Origin of the sequence: Rhodococcus sp. WAY2 (assembly GCF_009859915.1) — a bacterium.
In the GTDB taxonomy this organism is placed as follows: domain Bacteria; phylum Actinomycetota; class Actinomycetes; order Mycobacteriales; family Mycobacteriaceae; genus Rhodococcus_F; species Rhodococcus_F oxybenzonivorans.
In genome coordinates, this window is sequence record NZ_CP046572.1 from 167,435 (window position 1) to 187,929 (window position 20,495).

Genomic DNA, 20,495 nt, shown 5'->3' on the forward strand with positions numbered 1-20,495 from the left:
TCTTTTCTGCAGTGTGTCGGGGTGGGCCTTGTGTCAGCGGCCCGCGGCGAGCGTCGCGTCCTTGGGCGGGCGGGTGCGCGCGTAGTCGAGCGCCTGCTCCCAGCTCGCGCTCTTGGCGATCAGGGCACGATATTTCATGATGTGGGACTGGTGGTCGAGGGCAAGTGCGCCCACGACCCGGTCGCCGCGCCGGTAGAGCGCCACGAACTGTCCCTCGTCGAGATGTCCGGTGACAACGCGTATTTCGTCGGCCTCGGGCACTCCCACGAACTGAATGCGGGTGTCGTACCAGTCGGACCAGAAATAGGGCACGGTGCGGTACGGCTTCGCGGCTCGTGGGTCGAGTGCGTTGCGGACGGCGAGTGCTCCCTGCTCGGCGGCACTGGTCCAGTGCTCGAGCCGCATGGATGCCTCGAAGAGTGGGTTGTGCCAGCGGGCGACGTCCCCGGCGGCGTAAACCCCCGGCAGCGTGGTCGCCATGGTTTCGTCGCAGACGACACCGCGGTCGAGAGTGATGCCCGAGGTCTCGAGCCACTCGGTGGCGGGGTCCGCACCGACGCCGACCACGACCAGATCGGCCTCGAGTGTTGATCCGTCCGACAATTGCACGGCCTCGACATGTCCGTTGCCGAGAACTTTCTCGACCCCGACGCCGCAGCGCAGGTCCACTCCGTTGCGTCGGTGAAGGTCCGCGCAGGCACGGCCCATGTCCGTACCGATCGCGCGCACCAGGGGAACCGGCAGCGACTCCACCACGGTGACGTTCAGGCCTCGTTTGCGTGCCCCAGAGGCAACCTCGGAGCCGATGAATCCGGCACCGACGACCACAGTGCGGGCCCGGTTGTCGAGGGCGGCGCGGACGGTGACCGCGTCGTCGAGTGTGCGTAACGTGACGACACCGGTCATGGCGGCCGTTCCCGGCAGCATCCGCGCCGACGATCCGGTCGCGATGACGGCGATGTCGTAGGGCAGTGAGCCGTGCGAGGTGTGGATTGTCTTCTCGTCCGGGTCGAGGTGGGTGGCGGTGGTGCCGAGACGCAGGTCGATTCCGGCGTCGTCGAGGGTGCTGCGGGCACGGAAGGTGGTGTCCGGAGGGGTTGGTCCAGGGTCGAGGTACGCCTTCGACAACGGGGGGCGGTCGTAGGGCAGGTGTTCCTCGGCGCCGACGAGGGTCACCGTTCCGGTGAATCCCGCCTTGCGGGCTGCCTCGGCGGCACGCAGACCCGCCAACGACGCCCCGACCACCACGAGATTCTGCTCGGGCATGGTCTCAGTCCTCGACAAGGGTGAGTGCCTCGGTCGGGCACCCTTCGATGGCGGCACGGACATCGTCGATGTCGCTGTCATCGGTGTGCTCGCGCAGCACCAGCAATTGACCGGCATCGTCGATTTCGAAGTAGTCCGGGGCGAGGGATTCGCAGATTCCGAGGCCGGTGCATTTGGTGCGGTCGACGCAGAGCTTCATGACGTGGCCTTTCCGAGGTGAATGGGAAGCTTCTTGATCCCGTTGATGAAGTTCGACCGGAAACGGTCCGGCGGCCCGGTGACCTGCCAGTGCGGGAATCGCGTGAACAGAGTTTCGAGCAGCACCTTCGCTTCGAGGCGCGCGAGGCTGTTACCCAGGCAGAAGTGGGTGCCGGCGCCGAAGGCGAGGTGATTGGCGGCACCTCGATCGATGCGGAACGTGTCCGGGTCGGCGAATTGTGCTTCGTCCCGGTTGGCCGAGACGTAGAACATGACCACCTTTTGTCCCTCGTGCAGCTGTTTGCCGCCGAGTTCGGTCGGTCGGGTCACCGTGCGCCGGAATTGCATGACGGGGGAGTGGAATCGCAGCACTTCTTCGATGGCGTTCGGCAGCAGCGCCGGGTCGGTGGCCAGCTTGCTGCGCTCCTGCGGGTGCTCACTCAGCGTGAGGACGAAACCGGTCAGCAGGTTGCGCGTCGTTTCGTTTCCAGCGATGACCAGCAATTGGAAGAAGCGGTTGAGCTCTTCGGTCGACAGGCGGGCACCATCGACTTCCGCATTGACGATCCGTGACCACACATCGGAGCCGGGTTCGGCGCGCTTGGCCTTGGTGTGTGCGTTGGAATACTTGAACATTTCGATGAACGCAGAGAGGAAAGCCTCGCGCCCTCCATAGGAGGGGTCGTCGAGCCCGACCATCCGATTGGTCCAGTCGTACAGCAGGTGCCGATCTTCCGACGGTACCCCGAGGACGTCGGCCAGGACCCGAAGCGGCATCTCTGCGGAAATGTGTTCGACGAGATCGATCTCGGTGTCGTCGGGCAACGCATCAACGATGGCGCGGGCGTGATCAGCGATGCTGTCGAACATCCCGCGCACCATCTTCGGGGTGAACACCTTGCTGACGATCGACCGCATCTGCGAGTGGTCCGGGGGGTCGAGGTTGAGCATCATCTGCTGCAGGGCCGCGAGATCCTGAGGGCGTTGATCACGCAGGAACGACGTGCCCTTGTGTGAGGAGAAAATGTCCGGGTTCTTCGAGACGGTCATCACGTCGTCGTAGCGGGTGACTGCCCAGAAACCGGGGCCGCCGGCGAAACCCTCACCGGCCGGCTCTTCGATCCACGCCACCGGCTCGTGGCGACGGAGGTCGGCGAAGACCTCGTGAGGAACTCCGTGAATGTACGCGTCGGGGCTTCCGAGATCGGTGTGCAGGGCCGATAACGTCATGGCGTTTCCTTCGGGGCAGGGAGGAAGGGATGGACGAGCAGGAATCAGTACTTGACTGACCGTACGTACGGTCTATGGTAGGGAGCAGCTGTCCGTGGGTCAAGACCGGCTTCGGCTCCGCAATTCGGCCGACGGCGCAGCGGAACGACCCTGAATCCTCACAGCCAGGACGGACCTGCCATGCACAGCACCATGCAAGATGTCGACCTTCTCGTGTCGGATTTGTTCCTGCACGGCCTTCGCACCCACCCCGACAGTTCGGTTCTGCACTATCAGGGCGGCGAGGTGCTGCGTCTGTCTTTCCGCGAATTCGGGGCCACAGTCAGCTCTCTCGCGGCAGGTCTGCGTCGGCTCGGCGTGTCCGGGGACGATGTGGTTGCCACGTTGTGCTGGAACAGTCCGGCGCATCTGGCTGCCTATTTCGCAGTACCGGGAATGGGGGCGGTGTTACACACACTGAATCTGCGACTGCACGATGATCAGATCGTCTACATCGCCAATCACGCCGAGGACAAAGTGATCCTCGTCGATGCCGACCTGGTGCCCCAGCTGCAGCGGATCATCGACCGCCTCCCCACCGTGGAGCACGTGATCATCGCCGGCGACGCGGACCTGACCGTTCCCGCCGGTGTGCAACTGCACCATCTCGACGACGTGCTGGATACCGAGACCGACTTCGAGTGGCCGCGCCTACCCGAACGCAGCGCCGCCGCGCTCTGCTACACCACCGGTACGACCGGCGACCCGAAGGGAGTGGCCTACAGCCACCGGTCCATCTATTTGCACAGCCTGCAAATCTCCACCGGAAGCGCCTTCGGTTTCTCCGACGCCGACCGGGTTCTGCCGATCGTGCCGATGTTCCACGCCAACGCCTGGGGCTGGCCGCACGCCGCCTGGACGAGCGGGGCCGACATCATCCTCAACGACCGGTTTCTTCAGATCAACCACCTTGCCCGCATCATCACCGACCTCGCGCCCACCGCCGCCGCCGCCGTGCCGACACTGTGGACCGGTCTCGACGAGTACGCCCGCACCCAGGCGGTCGACTTCACCGGCCTACGTCTGGCCGTATCCGGTGGCTCCCCTCTCTCGGCCGCACTGGTGCGGAGCATGGCCACCCACCACGGCGTCCGGTTGACGCAGGGATGGGGGATGACCGAGACCAGCCCGCTCCTGACGTTCTCCCGGCCACCCCACAACACACCCGACGCCGACCTGGCGCACTGGGCGAGCCTGACAGGGCGCATCGTCCCCGGAGTGCAGGCGCGCATCGTCGGCGAATCCGGTGACGAATTGCCTTGGGATGGCCGGTCCGTCGGCGAAGTACAGCTGCGGGGCGCCACCATCGCGGGCACCTATTTTCGCGCCGCAGCACCGGACAAGTTCGACGACGGATGGCTGCGCACCGGTGACCTCGGAGTCCTGCACGACGGTGGGTGGATCCAACTCAAGGACCGGCTCAAGGACGGCATCAAGAGCGGCGGGGAATGGATCTCCACGGTCGAACTCGAGAACGCCCTGCTCGAGCACGAAGCCGTCATCGAGGTTGCTGTGATCGGCGTACCTGATCCGAAATGGGAGGAACGCCCGTTCGTGTGCGTCACCGTGAAGCCCGGAGCGGCAGTCACTGCACCCGAGTTGCTCGCGTTTCTCGACGGCAAGGTCGCCCGTTGGTGGCTTCCCGAACGGTGGAGCTTCGTCGACACCCTCCCCAAGACCAGTGTCGGCAAGCTCGACAAGAAGGACCTGCGCCGCCGCTACGACGCCGACGAATTGGTGGTCGACGACCTCCGGACCACCCGGACGGGTGACAGCGTGCTTCCCCCGTCTCGGTAGATGCGACGACCGGATTCACATACCTCGACAACGAACCACACCCATGACGACGAAGTAGGGACAGTAAACGATGAAACTGGGATTTCACCTGGGCTATTGGTCTTCCGCGCCCTCGGCCGACGAGCGAGCGGCATTCTCTCTTGCGGAGAGTCTCGGCTACGACTCGGTCTGGACTGCCGAGACCTACGGATCTGATTGCTTAACTCCCTTGGCGTGGTACGGGGCCTCAACCAGTACCGTGAAGTTGGGCACCAACATTCTGCAGATGTCGGCGCGGACCCCAGCGGCGACCGCCATGGCGGCGATGACACTGGACCACCTGTCTCGAGGCCGCTTCATCCTGGGTCTGGGCGTCTCGGGGCCTCAGGTCGTCGAGGGATGGTACGGGCAGCCGTATCCTCGACCACTCGCTCGCACAAGGGAATACGTCGAACTTGTTCGTAAGTTCGTGCGACGAGACCAACCCGTAAGTAACAACGATGGTGCGTTCTACCAACTTCCGCTGCAAGGTGGCTCCGGCCTCGGAAAGCCACTCCGGTCGATGCTTCACCCCCTTCGTCCCGAGATCCCGATCTATCTCGGCGCCGAGGGGCCCAAGAACATCGCACTCGCCGCGGAGATAGCCGACGGGTGGCTGCCGATCTTCTACTCGCCCCGGATGGACGACTTCTATCGAGGAGCCCTCGAGGAAGGCTTCTCGAAACCCGGGGCCCGTCGATCTCTCGACGATTTCGACATCGCCGCCACGGTCCCCATTGTCATCGACGACGACATCGAGAAGGCAGCCGACGCGATCCGGCCCAACATTGCGCTTTACGTGGGTGGAATGGGCGCGAAGGAGGCCAACTTTCACAATCAAGTGTTTGTGCGCATGGGTTACGAAGCGGAATGCGCACGTATTCAGCGTCTCTACCTGGAGGGGCGCAAATCCGAAGCAATAGCGTCGGTGCCCCTGGCCATGGTCGAGGATGTCGCGCTCGTCGGATCACGAGACAAGATCAAAGAAGACCTCGTTCGATGGGAGAAGACGGCGGTCAAAACGCTGCTGCTTCAGGGCCTCGGTTATTCCTCGATCGAGGCGGTAGCGGAACTTCTCGCGTGAATGGGCGAAGAGCAAGTTATTGGCCGTACAGCCGGTCGGCTGTACGTTTCTCGCTACCGCACCGAACAGAGGGAGCTTTCTGATGCGCATCGAAGCCGCAGTGCTGCGCCACCACGACGCACCGTTCCAGATCGAAACGGTGGAGTTGGCCGACCCGACGGGTGGCCAACTGCGGGTCCGCATCGCCGGTGTCGGGTTCTGCCACACCGACGTCCTGCCCAGGGACCCATCGTTTCTGGCTCAGCCGCCGATCGTGGTGGGCCACGAGGGAGCCGGAGTCGTCGAAGAAGTCGGTGCCGGCGTATCCGGAATCGCGGTCGGCGACCATGTTTTGTTGTCGTTCGATTCCTGTGGGCTGTGTGAGAACTGCGCGGGTGGTCACCCGGCGTATTGCTTCGGGTTCTTCGCGCGCAACCTGTCCGGCCGCGGCCCCGAGGGGCCCGGCCCGCTCATCGACCTGAGCGGCAACGCTATTTCATCACGGTGGTTCGGTCAGTCCTCTCTGGCCACGCACGCGGTCGTCAGTGCTCGGAACGTCGTGGTTGTCGACAAGGATCTGCCCCTCCATCTGCTGGGTCCGCTCGGTTGCGGGATCCAGACCGGCGCCGGGTCCGTGCTGATCGCCTTGAAAGTCGGTACGGGAGACACGTTCGCCGTGTTCGGTGCCGGAGCGGTGGGTCTGTCGGCGATCATGGCCGCGCGGGTCGCCGGTGCCTCCCGGATCATCGCCGTCGACTTGCACGCGAGTCGCCTGAATCTCGCCCTCGAACTCGGTGCGACGGACGTGATCGAGGGGTCCGCTGACGATATCGCGCGACAGATCCGGAAGCTGACCGGGGGCGGAGCGCATGCCGCCCTCGACACCACCGGGGTTCCGCAGGTGATCGCATCGGCGATCGACAGCCTCCGGCCCACGGGGACGGTCGGACTCGTCGGCGCCGCAACCCGCGAACTGGTCCTCGCCCCGGCCGCGCTGGCGGCCGGGAAGAACATCATGGGAATCCTCGAAGGCGACGCTGTCCCGCAGTTGCTGTTGCCCCGCCTGATCGAACTCTGGCGTCAAGGCCGGTTTCCGTTCGACCGACTGATCCGCACCTACCCTCTCGCCGAGATCTCAGTCGCCGAGGCGGACGCCGCCAGCGGCGACACCATCAAACCGGTTCTTCTCCCGCATCCCTGACCGCGCACCACGACGACCGAGGTTCCCCAATGAAGTACACCCGATCGCATCTGTTCATCGACGGCCGGTGGCATACGCCGTCCACCTCCGACCGCATCACGGTCATCTCGCCGACCACCGAGGAACCCGTCGGGTCGGCGCCGGACAGTACCCCAGCGGACGTCGACGCCGCAGTCTCCGCAGCCCGCCGCGCCCTGCGTGCACCGGAGTGGTCTGCGTTGGAACCGGCTGAACGTGCCGACACCCTGCGCCGTTTCGCCGATGCGCTCGACCGGCGCCGAAAAGACACAGCCGCCATCGTGACCGACGAGAACGGCATGCCGGCAGCGATATCTCTAGCGGCCGAGGGGAGCGGTCCGGTTGCGACGCTCCGGTACTACGCCGATCTCACCGAGAAGACACCGGTAGAGATGCCGCGCGTCTCCGCGAACGGTCGGTCCACCACGATCGTGCGCCGCGAGCCGATCGGCGTTGTCGCCGCAATCATTCCGTGGAACTTTCCCCAGTCGCTGACCATGTTCAAGCTTGCCCCCGCACTCGCTTCCGGAAGCACCGTGGTCCTCAAGCCCGCACCCGAAACCGTGCTCGACGCCTTTCAACTCGCGGACGCTGCAGAAGAAGCAGGGCTGCCCGGCGGTGTGTTGAACATCGTGACCGGCGGCCGAGAGATCGGTGCGTATCTGGTCGCCCACCCCGAGGTGAACAAAATCGCTTTCACCGGGTCGACCGCCGCCGGCAGGGTGATCGGGGAGACCTGCGGTCGCCTGCTGCGACCGGTGACCCTGGAACTGGGAGGCAAGAGCGCCGCCATCATCCTCGACGACGCGGACCTGGTGAGCGTCGCCAGGGGACTGTCCTGGGCGAGCCTGCTCAACAATGGCCAGACCTGCTATCTGTCCTCTCGAATCCTTGCCCCCCGGTCTCGCTACCGTGAAACAGTCGACGCGGTAGCACATTTGGCATCCACTCTCGTGGTCGGGGACCCGGCCGACCTCGCCACCCGAGTGGGACCCTTGGTGTCCGAGCGCCAACGGCACAGTGTGGAGGCGTACATCGACACGGGTAGACGGGAAGGCGCCACCGTCGCGGCCGGAGGCGGCCGGCCGAAACACCTCGACCGGGGATGGTTCGTGGAACCGACCGTGTTCGCCGACCTCGACAACTCGGCGACCGTCGCGCGGGAAGAGATCTTCGGGCCGGTCCTGACCGTCCTGCCGTATGACGACCTCGACGATGCCGTCGCAATCGCCAATGACTCCGAGTACGGCCTGGGCGGAACGGTCTGGACCTCCGATCCCGAAAAGGGCCTCGACCTGGCCCGTCGGATCGAGACCGGCAGCGTGGGTGTGAACTTCTTCGATCTAGACATCGGCGCCCCATTCGGGGGCGTCAAGGCCAGTGGTCTCGGCCGTGAACTGGGACCGGAAGGTCTGGACGCCTACGTCCGCACGAAATCGATGTACACCCGCTGATCAACCCGCCGGGTGCAGCACACGAATTCGCTGCCCCGCAGTACGCGCCGCTCTTGCACCCGTCCTTTGCGCGAGATGACGAGAAGATGAGGAACGTCGTTCTCGGATCACGCGCCACCAGTCACGAGACCCGCCACGAGGAGGTGGAGGTGACAAATTCATGCGCCGAGGGTCCCCCTTACTGCGCCGAGGGCTCAACACGGTTGCTCCGACCTCGAGATGACGATGCCCTTCGCGCCGAGCTACGCGTCATCGCAAAGGAGTTTGTGACACCCGCGGTCGTATTCGGCGGCCCCGTGTCCGAGGGAACACTGAAGATTTCCGAGACGCTCGGCACCAGAACTGCCGGATTGCGCGGCCTGTCGATTTCACCGATGCTGGGGCTTGGCGGGCGCGCGATCACCCAGCTTCGGCCGCAGTCGGTCGAGGATTACGCGACTGCTCGGACCATCACCCACGACTACGACCGGCCGGTCATCAACGAAGGACTGCGCTCCATCGTCGCTGTACCGGTGGTGGTCGGCGGCGGAGCGCGCGCCATCATTTACGCCGCATTTCGTCAGTCCACACCGATCGGGAGTCGAATCCTCGACATGCTGGGCCGGGCCGGAGACCGACTCGCTGCCGAGATCAACATTCGAGATGAAGTCGACCGGCGGGTCGCGTTGATCGACACACTCGTCGAGGGAGGGCAAGCACCCGGAACATCGGCACTGATCGAAGGTATCCGCGAGATCCACACCGAGCTGCGGGTGCTGACCCGCACGATCCCCGACTCAGCACTCGCGACAAGTCTGCACGCTCTCGCCGACAAACTCGCCGGCCTGTCCCGCGGTGACGCTCCCGCCACCGATGTCACATTGTCCGGTCGCGAGGTCGACGTCCTTACCTATGTTGCTCTCGGATGTACCAACGCCGCGGTGGCGCAACGACTGTCGATCAAACCGGAAACGGTGAAGCACTACCTGCGTGGAGCGATGGGCAAGCTGGATGCCCGCTCCCGGGTCGAGGCGGTATCGCGCGCTCGCCGACTCGGGCTCCTCCCGTAACCCAGGCGCCGCGGCTCCCCGAGACCAACAATCGCGAGGGCCGCCAAGCCATGGACACCGACTGCACCGTGTGACCGCGCACCCATGGCGCGGACGCCTATCGGTCCTCGTCTTGACGTTGGGCGGCGACTGTTGCGGCCGCCCACCGTCACCCGCGACCCAGCAGCTTCCGCATACCCGCGGCGGCACCCTGCACGAGGGTGTCGCGGGGGAATCCGCTCCGCTTCTGGGCTGCTTCGTAGTTGCCGCCCGCCACCCAGACGGGTCCGTCGGCTAGGTGTGCGAGTCCTTCACGCGCGACATCTTCGGGTTCGGCGACGTTCATGCCGGGGAGGTCGAAGTTCAGTCCGGCCCGCACCATCGCTGGGGTGCGGGTGACGCCCAGGACCAGTTCGAGTACGTGGACGCCGAACGGTGCCAGTTCGAGCCACAGGCTTTCCGCGAAGATGCGCCCGAAGGCCTTCGATGCCGCGTAGATGCTTTGGTGTTCGGAACCCATATATCCGGCCAGTGACCCCACCAGCATGATCCCACCCTGCCCGCGTTCTTTCATTCTCGCGCCGAAGTGATGCGAAAGCTGCAGTTGCGAAGTGATGTTGAGGTCGATGACGCCTTGAAATCCGGTCAGGTCGCCGCTGACGAATTCGTGCCCGTAACTGTTGGCCCCGGCGTTGAAGATCAGCAGGCCCACCTCGACGTCGTCGGTGGCGATGCGGATGCGGTCGAAGGCGTCCGCCGAGAGGAGGTCGAGCGCGAGCGTGCGGACCTCCACACCGTTCGCGCGAACCTTCGCGGCCGTCTCCTCGAGTGGTTCCGGCTTGCGGGCGATGAGCAGGAGGTTGATTCCGGAGCGGCTCAGTTCGTCGGCGAAACCTGCGCCGACGCCCTCCGACCCGCCGGCGATCACGGCCCACGGCCCGTATTGGTGGGTGTCGATCATGGGGTGTCCTTTCGAAGGAAGTTCAGGGGACGACGATGGGGGTGGGAACCGGGTCGGGGTCGCGCACCGTGATGTCGCCCCGCTCCGCCGCTCGGACGATGGATGTGGTCAGTGCGTCGCAGCCCTTCCGGGGGGACCCGGGACGGCCGTCGCCGGAGCCGGCGATCTGGTGGCACCGGCCGCGAGAGAGGTCGTCCCACTGCACGGAGGTGTGCTCCCAGCTGTTCTTCTGGACCAGCACCCGCGCACCGCACTCAGTGCACTGCAGCGGCTGCATCGGATTCCAGCGCCTTTCGTGCAAGATTGTCTTCCACTTCCTTCTTCCACGACTCCACCGGGCGCGTGGTGTCGAGCTCGAACTCGAACCGTTCGGTCATCTGCGGTGTCACGTTGGCCGCGTCGACGTAGAACTGCTCGTACCACCGGCGCAATTGGTAGACGGGGCCGTCTTCCTCGCACAGCAACGGGTTTTCGATGCGGGTCTTGTTCTTCCAGATCTCGATGTCCTGCTCGAATCCCTTGGCGATGAAGGTGCCGAAGTTTTTCGCCATCTCGGTGGCGGCATCACCCTCGAGTTCCTTCGACTTCTTGACGATGATCCCGTACTGCAGCACGAACTCGTCTGCGCTGACCGGATAGTGGCAGTTGATCAGCACTGAGTCGACGTCGTGGGTTTCGTACTGGTAGGTGAGGTCGTCGACCATGAACGACGGGCCGAAATAGGTGGCATCCGAACGACTTCCCACCATCTTGGGTTGTCCGGAGGCGTGCGGGCGCATGTCCTCGCGGGCCTGGCCGCGCATGAACTGGCTGGCTACGTGGCCTTCGAAGACGTTCTTGAAATAGGTGGGGAACGAGTAATGGACATAGAAGAAATGCGCCATGTCGACGATGTTGTCCACCACTTCACGACAATTCGTGTTCACCGTGGTGCGGTACCAGACCCAGTCCGTCCAGTCGTCGTCGAGCGCCCCCTCGATTCGGGGAATCGTGACGTCGGCCGGCGGCGGGTTACCCTCCGGGTCGTTCCAGACGAACAGCATTCCGTCCTGGTCGAGGGTGTGCCACGAGCGGGTACGAGCCAGCGGCGGTACGCGGCGGGCATACGGGATCTTCTTGCAGCGCCCGTTGCTGCCCCAGCGCCAGTCGTGGAACGGACACGCGACCTCGTCACCCTTGACGGTGCCCTGGCTGAGGTCGCCGCCCATGTGCCGGCAGTAGCCGTCGAGTACGGCGAGTTTGCCAGAGCTGTCGGCAAAGATCACCAGTTTGGTGCCGAAGGCCTCGAGCGAATGCGGCTTGCCGTCCCGGAAATCCTGGGACAAACCGAGGCAATGCCAGCCGCGGGCGAATCGGGTCGGTGCAGCGCCCGCAACGATCTCGCGGACCTCGTCTCTGTCGGACTGCTGGGTGCTCACGATGCGTCCCGTCCTCTCCTGCTCGTTCGTACCTGTGGTGTTGAGCACGCTAGGTCAGTGGGACGAGGCCGATCCGAGACGTCTCACTGGACGGGACCGGTTGGCGTGTGGTGGGTGTGTGCACGCTTCCCGTTGAGCGAGAACGTCGTCCACGGTGCCCCGATCGCGCAATACCCTTCCGCAGATGGTCAACGAGGTGCTGCTGTCGGTCCGTGAATTGCTGCCCATGATCGCGGAGCGCGCCGACAAGGTGGACGAATCGCGACGCGTGTCCGAACAGGTGATCCGCGAACTCGGGGACGCCGGGATGTTCGCGATGCTGCAGCCCAAGCGGTACGGGGGTGCGGAGTGCAATCCCGTTCACTTCTACGAGACGGTGCGTGCGATCTCGGGGGTCTGCGGATCGACGGGTTGGCTCGCTTCGGTGCTGGGTGTGCATCCGTGGCACCTGGCGCTGTTCGACGACCGCGCTCAGCGCGACGTATGGGGACACGACAATTCGGTGCTGCTGTCGTCCGCATACGCCCCCGTGGGGCGGCTGACGCCTGTGGACGGAGGCTATCGGCTGTCCGGTGACTGGCACTTCTCCTCGGGCTGCGAACACGCGTCGTGGGCGCTGCTCGGCGCGATGGTGGTGGGAACGCAAGGTAGGCCGGTCGATTTCCTCACCGTGCTCGTACCGAGGTCGGATTACCGCATCCACGACGTGTGGGACGTGGTCGGTATGCGGGGGACAGCCAGTAACGAGATCACCGTCGACGACTGTTTCGTGCCCGACTACCGGACCAAACGCAACTTCGAGACCGCGCAGTTACGGGGAGCCGGGCAGAAGGTGAACCGGGGACCGCTCTACCGCTTACCGTTCGCCACCATCTTCACCACGGCCGTCACTGCCCCCGGTGTGGGTGTGGTGGCCGGCTGCTACGAGCGGTTCCTGACGGTGATGCGTGAACGCGTGCGTCTGAGCCTCGGGGGTGGCCGCTTCGTGGAGGACCAGTTCGCCCAGGTGTCGGTGGCCCGGGCGTCGTCCGAGATCGATGCGGCGATCCTGCAGATGGACCGCAACGTCCGTGAGCTGTGGGAGCTCGCGGTCGCGGGCGAGGAACTTCCGATGGCGCTGCGGTTGAGAGTCCGTCGCGACCAGGTGCGGGCGACCGAGCGCGCGCTGGAGGCGATCGACCTGCTCTTCAAGACGGCCGGGGGCAGCTCGCTGTCTCGGGGCAACGCGATCGAACGGGCCTGGCGCGACGCTCACGCGGGCAGCGTGCATGTGGCCAACGAACCCGAACGCGCCCTTGCACTGTTCGGCAGGGGCGCGTTCGGACTTCCGGTGGAGGACAACCTCGTCTGATCAGTTCCGCATGTGTTGCACTGCCCGGTAGGAGAACACCATTGCGGTGCCCAACGGGACCCCGGGGCCGGGATAGAAGCGTCCGCTCAATGAGGCGCTGGTGTTCCCTGCCGCGTACAGCCCCTCGATCGGGCTGCCGTCCGCGCGAAGCACGCGGGCATCGGCGTCGGTGCGGACGCCACCCTTCGTGCCGAGATCGCTGAGGATGATGCGGGCAGCGTAGAACGGCCCCTGCGCGATCGGTCCGAGCGCCGGATTCGGTGGTGCGTCGGCACCCGTTCCGGGCGGGCAGAAGAAGGCGTCGTAGGGATCTTCGCCGCGGTGGAACGCCTCGTCGACACCGTGCTTCGCGTAGTCGTTGAACTGTTCGACGCTGCGCCGAAGCGTGTCGGACGGGACGCCGATCTTCTCGGCGAGTTCCTCGATGGTGTCGGCGGTGACCCAGGTGCCCGCCTCGAGGTGTTGCTGCGCCGGAATCGACGGGATGGAGATGGCCGGCAGAACGGGGCCGCCCTCCCTGGAATCGAAGACCAGACAAGAGTTCGCACTTCGGTGTTCGATCATCGCGCGGCCGAACTGGTCGTACGGCAGCGACTCGTTGAGGTACCGCTCCCCGGTGTCGTCCACCAGGATTCCGCCGCGTACACCCACCATGAAAGCGCCTGAGCCGTCCGGAAGTTCGACGCCCGGGCACCACCAGGCCTCGTCGAGGAGTGCCGTGTCGGCGCCGACCTCCACAGCCGCCGCCAGCAGGTCGCCGGTGTTCGCCCCCCGCGGTCCCATGCTCCACTCGGCTCTGCCCGGCGTGCCGTTCTCGGTGCGCAGACCGGCGTTGCCCTCGATCCCTCCGGCGGCGAGGAGCACGCCGCGCCGCGCACGTATGCGGATCGTTTGCCCGGCCGCGTCGGTGGCCTCGGCACCCACGACGCGACCGTCCTCGACGATCAGTGTGTGGGCCGCCGTCTCGGTGCGGAGCTCCGCATGCCCGGTTCCGTACAACGCCATCAGGAGACGCCCGACCAGAGCGCGCCCGCCGATCAGAGTTCCCTCGGGGTGCGGCTGCCCGGCGCGATCGACGTCGGCCTCCGGACGGATGACCTCACGAAGGTCACCGATCTCGTCGCCGGGCAGATCGAGGGGATTGATCGCGCGGCCGGCGTCCATGCGGCCCGGCGCCTTGTAGTAGTCGGGGAAGGGACGCCACTCGAAGTCGAGGTGCGGATTCTGCTCGAGGAAGTCGACGACCTCAGGGGCGGTGGCGACATACGCCTCCTGGCGTTCGACCTCGGAGTCGCCGACCACGGCGCGCAGATAGGTGCGAGCCAGCTCGGTGGAGTCGCCGATGCCGGCCCGTTCCTGGACAGCTGTGCCCGGAAGCCAGACGGCGGCGCCCGAGTAGGCGGAGGTGCCGCCGAAGAGTGGAGTCTTCTCGAGGACGAGGGTGCGCAAACCCTGCGCGGCGGCCGTATATGCGCCGGTCAGCGCGCCGCCGCCCGAGCCGACTACAAGAACGTCGCACTCCGTTGTCCAGTCCTGCATCGTCGTGTCCTCCGTTGGGGTGGGTGATGCCTGTGGGTGATGGTTGTGGGTCATGACTGACGCCCAGTCGTGGCGTCCACGCAATCGCATTCGGGCGACGGAATGCACCGCTGGTCCCACTCACCGGACGCATTTCGGCGCCGCCGCGATCGAATGCCAGAATTGGGCTGGATCCGAGGCTGCTCGGGGAGAAGGGGATCGAGGGTGCCGAGAATCGCGGAGGTCAGGGACGCTGCCGAACCCAGTTCGGAGGAACAGCGGGCGCGCCATGTGCGCATGCTGGAGGCGGCCGCCGAGCTGGCGTCCGAGAAGGAGCTCGCCCGGGTCCAGATGCACGAGGTGGCGAAGCGGGCCGGTGTCGCCATCGGCACGCTGTACCGGTACTTCCCGTCGAAGACGCACCTGTTCGTCGCGGTGATGGTCGATCAGATCGATCAGATGGGCGCCGGATTCTCGAAGGGTGTCGCGTCGGACACCACTCCCCAGGACGCCGTCTACAACGTGCTGGTGCGGGCCACTCGTGGCCTCCTGCGCCGGCCTGCGCTGTCCACGGCGATGATTCAGTCCACCAGCACTGCGAATGTCGCCACCGTCCCGGATGCCGGGAAGGTCGACCGAGCCTTCCGCCAGATCATGCTCGATGCGGCGGGGATCGAACACCCGACCGAAGGTGATCTGACCGCGCTCCGCCTCGTGGTGCAGCTGTGGTTCGGGGTGGTCCAGTCGTGCCTCAACGGCCGGATCTCGATTCCCGACGCCGAATCGGATATTCGCAAGGGCTGCGACCTGCTGCTCGTCGGCCTTTCCCGCCGCTGATCGTTCTCGGCACAGGGGTCGCGCACCGCCACGCCTGACGGGGTGCAATTCATTCTCGACGCGTATGCACGCTCACTACCGAGGCAGTGCGTTGATCTGTCCTCACAAATAGAATACGTTTCAGAAATGCCGCCCTGGCACGAATCCTGGCGGCTCAGCGAAGGAGCCAACAATGGGCAACGCAGTCATCGTCGACGCGGTCCGGACACCGATAGGTCGCCGGCGCGGCGCATTGTCCGGACTGCATCCGGCAGAACTGCTCGGAGCGGCGCAACGCGGCGTCCTCGAGCGGGCGGGAGTCCCCGCCGAACACATCGGTCAGATCGTCGGTGGCTGCGTCACCCAGGCCGGTGAGCAATCCAACAACGTGACCCGGCAGGCATGGCTGCACGCCGGGCTGCCGTATGGCACTGCCGCCACCTCCATCGACTGTGCGTGCGGGTCGTCGCAGCAAGCCGTGCACCTGGTGGCCGGCCTGATCGCCTCGGGGCAGATCACCGCAGGCATCGGATGCGGTGTGGAGGCGATGAGCCGCGTGTTCCTCGGTCAGGCGCTGACCCCCGAGACGGGAAGCCCCTATCCCGACGACTGGTCGATCGACATGGGCGACCAGTTCACGTCCGCGCAGCGCATCGCGGAACGGCGTGGAATCACCCGACGCGATGTCGACGCGTTCGGCCTCGAATCGCAGCGCCGCGCCGCTCAGGCCTGGGCCGAGGGACGGTTCGACCGCGAGGTCGTCCCCGTTACCGCGCCCGTCGTGGACAAGCAGGGCGTGCGCACCGGTGAGAAAGCAGTGGTCACCCGGGACGGGGGACTGCGAGAGACGACGGCCGAGGCTCTGGCAGCACTGGAACCGGTGATCGACGGGCACATCCACACCGCAGGCAACTCCTCGCAGATCAGTGACGGCGCCGCGGCCGTACTCCTCATGAGCGAGGAACTGGCCGGCGAACTCGGGCTGCGTCCGCGCGCCCGGATCGTCGCATCGGGCATGGTCGGCTCCGACCCCTACTTTCACCTGGACGGACCGATCGAGTCGACCGCACTGGCCCTCGAGCGGGCCGGAATGTCTTTGGCGGACATCGATCTCGTCGAGATCAATGAGGCGTTCGCCTCGGTCGTGCTGTCCTGGGCGCAGGTTCACGAGGCAGACCTGTCCAAAGTGAACGTCAACGGTGGTGCGATCGCCCTCGGGCATCCGGTGGGATCGACCGGTGCGCGACTGATCACCACGGCACTGCACGAGCTGGAACGGGCAGACAAATCCACCGCCCTGATCACCATGTGCGCGGGCGGGGCGCTGTCTACCGCAACCATCATCGAACGCATCTGACACCCGAGAACTCGACGAGGCCGACATGACAATGGGATTGACCGAAGAAGAGCGAGACCTGCGCGACTCGGTGCGGGGATGGGCCGCTCGAACCGTGACGCCGGATGTGCTGCGGCAAGCGGTGGAAGCGAAAACCGAACAGCGACCACTGTTCTGGAATGCACTCGCCGGTCTGGGCGTGCTGGGGTTGCACCTGCCGGAAGAGGTGGGCGGCGCGGGGTGCGGCCTGGTGGAACTCGCGGTTGTCGCCGAAGAGCTCGGCAGGGTTTTGGCTCCCGGACCGTTTCTGCCGACCGTGTTGACGAGTGCCGTCCTGAACGAAGGCGGCCACAGCGGCCGGCTGTCCGGGTTGGCCGACGGTTCGGTGATGGGAGCCGTTGCCTTGCAACCGAGTTCGTTGCGGATCTCCCGCGACGGCGACGAGGTGACCCTCGACGGCGAGTCGGGGTACGTCCTCGGCGGTCAGGTGGGTGATCTGTTCCTGCTGGCGGCGCGGGACGGCGACACGACGGCGTTCGTGGTGCTGCCGCGCGAGTACCTCGACGTCACCGACCTGCCGAGCCACGACGTGGTGCGCCGCAACGCTATCGCCACCGCGCACGGCATCACTCTGGCGAAAGACGCGGTTCTGTCGATCGATTCGCGGCGTGTCCTCGATCTCGCTGCAACCCTGTTCGCCGCCGAGGCGTCGGGTATCGCCGACTGGGCCGTCGCTACCGCCGCGGACTACGCGAAGGCTCGGCAGCAGTTCGGCCGTCCCATCGGCCAATTCCAGGGCGTCAAGCACCGGGTGGCCCGTATGCTCACCCTTGCCGAACAGGCCCGGGTGTGCGGCTGGGACGCCGCCCGCGCCATGAGCCCGGACACTGATCCCGCCGAGGCGTCGCTGGCCGCGGCGGTAGCCGGCGCCACCGCACCCGACGCCGCGTTCTCGGTGACCAAGGACTGCATCCAGGTGCTCGGCGGCATCGGCTACACCTGGGAACACGACGCTCACCTGTATCTGCGACGGGCACAGTCGTTGCGAATCCTGCTCGGGTCCACCGCGTCGTGGCGGCGTCGGGTCGCCCGCGCCACCCTCGACGGCAGCCGGCGCGTGCTCGGGATCGAACTGCCACCGGAGGCGGACCGCATCCGCGCCGACGTGCGTGCCGAGCTGGCTCCGGCGGTCGGTCTGGCCGAGCACGAGCGCAAGCGCTACCTGGCCGAAAGAGGCTATACGGCGCCGCATCTTCCCGCACCGTGGGGGAGAGGCGCAGCTGCCGTCGAACAACTCGTGATCGCCGAGGAACTCCGCGCCGCTCAGGTGAAGCCGCACGACATGATCATCGGCAACTGGGTGGTCCCCACACTGATCGCACACGGCAACGAGAACCAGGTGCAGCGATTCGTGCCACCGTCGTTGCGCGGTGACCTCGTCTGGTGTCAGCTGTTCTCCGAGCCGGGCGCCGGGTCCGACCTCGCCGGACTGAACACCAAGGCCACCAAGGTCGACGGTGGCTGGGTGCTGCAGGGCCAGAAGGTATGGACGTCGATGGCCCGGGACGCGCACTGGGGCATCTGCCTGGCGCGGACGGCCCCGGATGCAGCGAAACACAAGGGCCTGTCGTACTTTCTGATCGACATGAAGTCCAGCGAGGGACTCGACATCCGGCCGCTGCGGGAGATCACCGGTGAGGCGCTGTTCAACGAGGTGTTCCTCGACAACGTCTTCGTCCCGGACGAGTTGCTGGTGGGTGAACCGGGTGACGGCTGGAAGCTGGCCCGCACCACACTGGCCAATGAGCGGGTCTCGCTTTCGCACGACTCCTCCCTCGGATCCGGCGGCGAGGCGCTGTTGACTCTGGCCGCCGACCTGCCCGGCGGGATCGACGACGAGCAGCTCACGGTGCTCGGCAAGGTGCTCTGCGACGCGCAATCCGGTGGTTTGATGGGGCTGCGCACCACCCTGCGCTCGATCGCCGGTGGGCAGCCGGGTGCCGAGTCCTCGGTTGCGAAACTGCTCGGCGTCGAACACATCCAGCAGGTGTGGGAGGTGGCGATGGACTGGGCGGGACCACGCGCTCTGCTCGGCGAGCAGGCCCGCACGTCGGACACTCAGATGTTCCTGAACGCGCAATGCATGTCGATCGCGGGCGGAACCACCAACGTCCAGCTCAACATCATCGGTGAACGCCTCCTTGGTCTGCCCCGAGACCCCGAGCCCGGAAAGTGACCTGACATGAGTATCGATGTGAACGTCGCCTTGACCGCGGAGCCGGCAGTTCGGGAGGCGTCGTGGACCGAACGCGACGTCCTGCTCTATCACCTCGGCGTCGGGGCGGGCGGCAACGCGGTGGACCCCGCCGAACTCCGGTGGGTGTACGAGAAGAACCTGCAGGTGCTGCCCACGTTCGCCCTGGTGGCCGGGCAGGGTATTTCTTCGGGATCGGCGCCGAGTTCCGGGCTGACAATGCCCGGCATCGATGTGGATCTGCGCAAGATACTGCACGGCGGGCAGACACTGACGGTGCACGCGCCGATCCCGTCCTCGGGCACCGCCCGGGTGTCCTCGCGAGTGGCCGACGTGTGGGACAAGGGCAAGGCTGCCGTCATCGTGCTCGAGCAGACGGCCACCGACTCGGACGACGGTCACCCGTTGTGGACGACGGGGATGCAGATCTGGGCCCGCGATGAGGGCGGGTTCGGCGGGTCCCCTGGTCCCGAGTCGGTGGCCACGCTGCCGGAGCGGAAACCCGACAAGGTGCTGGCGTCACGCACCGGAACGGGACAGGCGCTGCTGTACCGGCTCAGCGGCGATATGAACCCGTTGCACGCCGACCCCGAGTTCGCGTCCGCCGCAGGGTTCGACCGCCCGATCCTGCACGGGCTCGCCTCGTACGGAGTGGTGTGTAAGGCCGTCGTCGACGGGATGCTGGACGGCGACCCCACCCGGGTGCGCACGTACTCGGCGCGGTTCGCCGGCTCCCTCTATCCGGGTGAGACGATCGACATCGCCGCCTGGCGGGACGGCGACGTGCTCACGCTGCGCGCGACGTGTCCCGAACGGAACGGACAGCCCGTCCTCACGCACGCCACGATGGAGGTTCGCCCGTGAACACCGGTACGCATCCCACCTTCGAAAACAGCACCGCGGGAACAGTGTTGACGTCTCCCTCCGACGGAGCCGCGGTCGATCGAGCCACCGAGGCGGCGCGCCGCGTGATCGACGCCCTGCTGCGCACCGACCGGGCCAACGCCAACCTCGAGCGAGTGGCCGAGGAGTTGAACAGCATCGCCGAGCACCTCGAGGAGCACGCACCCGCGGTGGCCGAACGGCTGATCGACATGTGGAACGGGGAGGGCGTCACCCGGCACGATCCGGTGACCGGACCGGAGAATGCGCTGGCACCACCCGTAGTCCTCGAAGGCCTGGCGGACGGCTCGGTGCAGGGCACCGTCACCTTGACCATCCCGTACCAGGGTCCGCCCGGGCATGTCCACGGTGGTGTCTCGGCGCTGCTGCTCGACCACGTGCTCGGTGTTGCCAACGCGTGGGGCGGAAAGTCCGGCATGACAGCACAATTGAGTACGCGGTACCACCGTCCGACCCCGCTGTTCGAACCGCTCACCCTGACCGGGAAGTTGATCGGCGTCGACGGGCGGAAAATCTCCACCGTGGGCGACATCAGGACCGCGGACGGGCAGGTGTGCGTGTCGGTCGAGGGACTGTTCATCGACAAGACCGTCCCCAGGCCGCGCTGAGAGGGGGAGGATGCAGGA

The 20,495-nt window shown here is 66.0% G+C and carries 18 protein-coding genes; 11 read left to right on the forward strand and 7 right to left on the reverse strand.

The features are described 5' to 3' along the window. Positions 1-33: 33 nt before the first annotated feature. Genes GFS60_RS00775 through GFS60_RS00785 form a run of 3 tightly spaced genes read right to left on the reverse strand, consistent with a single transcriptional unit; the run spans position 34 to position 2,694 of the window. Positions 34-1,266 carry an NAD(P)/FAD-dependent oxidoreductase gene (locus tag GFS60_RS00775; RefSeq protein WP_159918559.1) on the reverse strand — a complete coding sequence of 411 codons (1,233 nt, stop codon included), beginning with the start codon at positions 1,264-1,266 and terminating at the stop codon, positions 34-36. A gap of 4 nt (positions 1,267-1,270) precedes the next feature. Next, a complete protein-coding gene (locus GFS60_RS00780; protein ID WP_105423174.1) occupies positions 1,271-1,465 on the reverse strand; it encodes a ferredoxin in 195 nt (64 codons plus the stop codon). Next, on the reverse strand, positions 1,462-2,694 hold the full coding sequence (locus tag GFS60_RS00785; RefSeq protein WP_159918560.1) for a cytochrome P450: 1,233 nt from the start codon (positions 2,692-2,694) through the stop codon (positions 1,462-1,464). Before GFS60_RS00785 ends, GFS60_RS00780 begins: the two co-directional genes overlap by 4 nt. A 180-nt stretch (positions 2,695-2,874) precedes the next feature. Here GFS60_RS00785 and GFS60_RS00790 point away from each other — a divergent pair, with 180 nt between their 5' ends. The 5 genes from GFS60_RS00790 to GFS60_RS00810 all read left to right on the forward strand — a co-directional run bounded on the left by GFS60_RS00790 (position 2,875) and on the right by GFS60_RS00810 (position 9,333). Then, a complete protein-coding gene (locus GFS60_RS00790) occupies positions 2,875-4,530 on the forward strand; it encodes a fatty acid--CoA ligase (RefSeq protein ID WP_159918561.1) in 1,656 nt (551 codons plus the stop codon). A gap of 70 nt (positions 4,531-4,600) precedes the next feature. Next, positions 4,601-5,632, forward strand: a complete 1,032-nt coding sequence (locus GFS60_RS00795; protein WP_159918562.1) for an LLM class F420-dependent oxidoreductase — start codon at positions 4,601-4,603, stop codon at positions 5,630-5,632. Positions 5,633-5,714: 82 nt separating this feature from the next. Beyond that, positions 5,715-6,812 (forward strand): NAD(P)-dependent alcohol dehydrogenase, encoded by a 1,098-nt coding sequence (locus GFS60_RS00800; protein WP_159918563.1) that lies wholly within the window; start codon positions 5,715-5,717, stop codon positions 6,810-6,812. 29 nt (positions 6,813-6,841) lie between these two features. Beyond that, entirely contained in the window at positions 6,842-8,284 is a 1,443-nt protein-coding gene (locus GFS60_RS00805; RefSeq protein ID WP_159918564.1) for an aldehyde dehydrogenase, read from the forward strand. A gap of 203 nt (positions 8,285-8,487) precedes the next feature. Continuing rightward, a complete protein-coding gene (locus GFS60_RS00810) occupies positions 8,488-9,333 on the forward strand; it encodes a helix-turn-helix transcriptional regulator (protein ID WP_236603539.1) in 846 nt (281 codons plus the stop codon). A 148-nt stretch (positions 9,334-9,481) separates the two neighbouring features. Here GFS60_RS00810 and GFS60_RS00815 read toward each other — a convergent pair whose 3' ends face one another. Genes GFS60_RS00815 through GFS60_RS00825 form a run of 3 tightly spaced genes read right to left on the reverse strand, consistent with a single transcriptional unit; the run spans position 9,482 to position 11,691 of the window. Next, positions 9,482-10,273: an SDR family NAD(P)-dependent oxidoreductase gene (locus GFS60_RS00815; RefSeq protein ID WP_159918566.1), complete on the reverse strand. Its 792-nt coding sequence runs from the start codon at positions 10,271-10,273 to the stop codon at positions 9,482-9,484. A 22-nt stretch (positions 10,274-10,295) separates the two neighbouring features. Then, positions 10,296-10,550, reverse strand: coding sequence for a hypothetical protein (locus GFS60_RS00820; RefSeq protein WP_159918567.1), 255 nt, complete (start codon positions 10,548-10,550; stop codon positions 10,296-10,298). Further along, positions 10,528-11,691: a Rieske 2Fe-2S domain-containing protein gene (locus GFS60_RS00825; protein WP_159918568.1), complete on the reverse strand. Its 1,164-nt coding sequence runs from the start codon at positions 11,689-11,691 to the stop codon at positions 10,528-10,530. Before GFS60_RS00825 ends, GFS60_RS00820 begins: the two co-directional genes overlap by 23 nt. A gap of 184 nt (positions 11,692-11,875) precedes the next feature. Between GFS60_RS00825 and hsaA the strand changes: the two genes are divergently transcribed. Next, positions 11,876-13,042, forward strand: coding sequence for a 3-hydroxy-9,10-secoandrosta-1,3,5(10)-triene-9,17-dione monooxygenase oxygenase subunit (gene hsaA / locus GFS60_RS00830; RefSeq protein WP_159918569.1), 1,167 nt, complete (start codon positions 11,876-11,878; stop codon positions 13,040-13,042). Here hsaA and GFS60_RS00835 read toward each other — a convergent pair whose 3' ends face one another. Further along, positions 13,043-14,581 (reverse strand): FAD-dependent oxidoreductase, encoded by a 1,539-nt coding sequence (locus tag GFS60_RS00835; RefSeq protein ID WP_159918570.1) that lies wholly within the window; start codon positions 14,579-14,581, stop codon positions 13,043-13,045. A gap of 204 nt (positions 14,582-14,785) precedes the next feature. Here GFS60_RS00835 and GFS60_RS00840 point away from each other — a divergent pair, with 204 nt between their 5' ends. From GFS60_RS00840 to GFS60_RS00860, 5 genes are all read left to right on the forward strand, one after another. Beyond that, the gene (locus GFS60_RS00840; protein WP_201453489.1) at positions 14,786-15,397 is read left to right on the forward strand and encodes a TetR family transcriptional regulator; all 612 of its coding nucleotides are present in this window, start codon (positions 14,786-14,788) and stop codon (positions 15,395-15,397) included. A 172-nt stretch (positions 15,398-15,569) separates the two neighbouring features. Continuing rightward, positions 15,570-16,733 carry a steroid 3-ketoacyl-CoA thiolase gene (locus GFS60_RS00845; protein WP_159918571.1) on the forward strand — a complete coding sequence of 388 codons (1,164 nt, stop codon included), beginning with the start codon at positions 15,570-15,572 and terminating at the stop codon, positions 16,731-16,733. Positions 16,734-16,758: 25 nt separating this feature from the next. Beyond that, entirely contained in the window at positions 16,759-18,948 is a 2,190-nt protein-coding gene (locus tag GFS60_RS00850; protein WP_159918572.1) for an acyl-CoA dehydrogenase, read from the forward strand. 6 nt (positions 18,949-18,954) lie between these two features. Continuing rightward, positions 18,955-19,830 (forward strand): MaoC/PaaZ C-terminal domain-containing protein, encoded by an 876-nt coding sequence (locus GFS60_RS00855; RefSeq protein WP_159918573.1) that lies wholly within the window; start codon positions 18,955-18,957, stop codon positions 19,828-19,830. Beyond that, entirely contained in the window at positions 19,827-20,477 is a 651-nt protein-coding gene (locus GFS60_RS00860; RefSeq protein ID WP_159918574.1) for a PaaI family thioesterase, read from the forward strand. The genes GFS60_RS00855 and GFS60_RS00860 overlap by 4 nt, the downstream gene beginning before the upstream one ends. The last annotated feature ends 18 nt before the right edge of the window (positions 20,478-20,495 follow it).

Bases quoted from the DNA above. Each gene is read 5' to 3' on its own strand.
- hsaA (WP_159918569.1), top strand. From the start codon at position 11,876: ATGGTCAACGAGGTGCTGCTGTCGGTCCGTGAATTGCTGCCCATGATC.
- GFS60_RS00835 (WP_159918570.1), bottom strand. From the start codon at position 14,581: ATGCAGGACTGGACAACGGAGTGCGACGTTCTTGTAGTCGGCTCGGGC.
- GFS60_RS00820 (WP_159918567.1), bottom strand. From the start codon at position 10,550: ATGCAGCCGCTGCAGTGCACTGAGTGCGGTGCGCGGGTGCTGGTCCAG.
- GFS60_RS00805 (WP_159918564.1), top strand. From the start codon at position 6,842: ATGAAGTACACCCGATCGCATCTGTTCATCGACGGCCGGTGGCATACG.
- GFS60_RS00795 (WP_159918562.1), top strand. From the start codon at position 4,601: ATGAAACTGGGATTTCACCTGGGCTATTGGTCTTCCGCGCCCTCGGCC.
- GFS60_RS00780 (WP_105423174.1), bottom strand. From the start codon at position 1,465: ATGAAGCTCTGCGTCGACCGCACCAAATGCACCGGCCTCGGAATCTGC.
- GFS60_RS00775 (WP_159918559.1), bottom strand. From the start codon at position 1,266: ATGCCCGAGCAGAATCTCGTGGTGGTCGGGGCGTCGTTGGCGGGTCTG.
- GFS60_RS00815 (WP_159918566.1), bottom strand. From the start codon at position 10,273: ATGATCGACACCCACCAATACGGGCCGTGGGCCGTGATCGCCGGCGGG.
- GFS60_RS00790 (WP_159918561.1), top strand. From the start codon at position 2,875: ATGCACAGCACCATGCAAGATGTCGACCTTCTCGTGTCGGATTTGTTC.
- GFS60_RS00785 (WP_159918560.1), bottom strand. From the start codon at position 2,694: ATGACGTTATCGGCCCTGCACACCGATCTCGGAAGCCCCGACGCGTAC.
- GFS60_RS00850 (WP_159918572.1), top strand. From the start codon at position 16,759: ATGACAATGGGATTGACCGAAGAAGAGCGAGACCTGCGCGACTCGGTG.
- GFS60_RS00800 (WP_159918563.1), top strand. From the start codon at position 5,715: ATGCGCATCGAAGCCGCAGTGCTGCGCCACCACGACGCACCGTTCCAG.
- GFS60_RS00855 (WP_159918573.1), top strand. From the start codon at position 18,955: ATGAGTATCGATGTGAACGTCGCCTTGACCGCGGAGCCGGCAGTTCGG.
- GFS60_RS00845 (WP_159918571.1), top strand. From the start codon at position 15,570: ATGGGCAACGCAGTCATCGTCGACGCGGTCCGGACACCGATAGGTCGC.